We start from the raw sequence: 1,722 nt of genomic DNA on the forward strand, positions 1-1,722 counted from the left end.
CACAACCAACTGATTTTTATGGATTAAGCATAACGTCCGCCTAAGGGGCTGGAAACGCATACCACTAAACTCAAACACAACAACCGTAACCACCGCGGCTTAATGAGACTGGAAACGCCACGCGTTGACAGTCCCTCTTGAGGCGTTTGTTATGTGCGATCTTAGTTATCGTCTAGTTTACAAAAGTAACTATCAAGATGATGTGCAATTTCCATTTGAAACTCAGGTCGTACGCACAACATTATTTGCCTCCCACTACCATTTTTATCAAAGAACAGAGACAAACCACTTTCATACGGTACAAAATTACTACCAAGGAAACGCATAACGTCACCCCTTTCATAATTAATGTTTCTATAATCTCTGAAACTACGAACAACTTTGTAGCACTGGCCCGCTTTCAGGGCACCATACTCACTCTGTAGATAATCTCGGTCCACAAATTTACCTTTATTACAAATAGTCGCATAAATCCGTTATTCAATTTCCTCGTGCAATTACATGCTCGATGTAAAATGTAATAACAGAACGAATAAGGCCACTTTGAATGCGTAGTTGACATCCTTTTCGCTTAGCACATAACGCCCGCCTAAGGGGCTGACAACGCATTACCACAAAACTCAAACCCAACAACCGAAACCACCGCGGCTCATTGGGACTGGAAACGCCGTGCGTTGACAGTCCCTCTTGAGGCGTTTGTTAACTGGCCAGTGCTTATGATTTTCACTGTACTTTTAACCAACACAAAGAAGATTACTCTACTCTTCGTTTGGTGTTTTCACATCTCGGGCAGGTTTCCGGAGCATAAAAAATCCGCAAGCTTCACGCGTTGCTGTCGTAGGTTGCTCCCAAGCACCACAAAGATCCTTGAGATTATTTTTAGCTCTTTCGAAATGACGACACTGTCCACAACGAAACATTTTCAGACTCCTTTTGCCCAGATGCTTTTGGCATTTCCATTTTGCCAGTTAACGCCCGCCTAAGGGGCTGACAACGCATTACCACTAAACTCAAACACAACAACTGCAACCACCGCGGCTCATTGGGACTGGAAACGCCACGCGTTGACAGTCCCTCTTGAGGCGTTTGTTAGCTGATCAATACACCTTACTTAAGTTTTTACGCCATTCTGGCTGCTTATCTTGAAATGCCCAATAAGTTTCCATATTGGTGATAACACCTGATGCAAAACTAAAGATGCTTGTCGCATAAAAACTGTCTGGGCAACTGGGGCTAGAAACATGAACAACACTGATTACTTTATCGCTCATGGTTTCTTCTAGTGACAGGATATCGAACGTCCAGTCTTGGCCAAAGGCTTCATTGACCGTAATAAAATCATCTCGGCTTTCATACAGTTCACGGCTTGTCGGCCATAAGACTTTCAGATTTTCATGAAGTAATGCTTCACAGCCAACGTAATTGCCTTGGCTGAACTTAGTCCAAAGCTCTTTTACTATTTCTGTATTTTTCATGCACAAATCCTTTTCTTATGATGCCGAAAATCAGCTAACGCCCGCTTAAGGGGCTGGCAACGCATAACACTAAACTCAATCACAACAACCGTAACCACCGCGGCTCATTGGGACTGGAAACGCCGCGCGTTGACAGTCCCTCTTGAGGCGTTTGTTAGCTTCGTAGCCTATTGTTTAACAATGATTTTTAACACATTTGCTTGAAAGCCATTTACGCAGAAGCATCACACAAACACGCATCCAACGC

At 43.6% G+C, this 1,722-nt stretch carries 2 protein-coding genes; both read right to left on the reverse strand.

Annotated elements, in window-relative coordinates:
- Nucleotides 1–161 precede the first annotated feature (161 nt).
- Nucleotides 162–440: a DUF3601 domain-containing protein gene (locus D908_RS17995; protein ID WP_005522202.1), complete on the reverse strand. Its 279-nt coding sequence runs from the start codon at nt 438–440 to the stop codon at nt 162–164.
- A 657-nt stretch (nt 441–1,097) separates the two neighbouring features.
- Nucleotides 1,098–1,475 carry a nuclear transport factor 2-like protein gene (locus D908_RS17985; RefSeq protein WP_005522214.1) on the reverse strand — a complete coding sequence of 126 codons (378 nt, stop codon included), beginning with the start codon at nt 1,473–1,475 and terminating at the stop codon, nt 1,098–1,100.
- Nucleotides 1,476–1,722: the final 247 nt, after the last annotated feature.

Source organism: Vibrio mimicus CAIM 602, from assembly GCF_000338875.1.
GTDB classification, from domain to species: Bacteria; Pseudomonadota; Gammaproteobacteria; order Enterobacterales; family Vibrionaceae; genus Vibrio; species Vibrio mimicus.

Coding starts and splice junctions, on each gene's coding strand:
- D908_RS17985 (WP_005522214.1), bottom strand. CDS start 1,475: ATGAAAAATACAGAAATAGTAAAAGAGCTTTGGACTAAGTTCAGCCAA.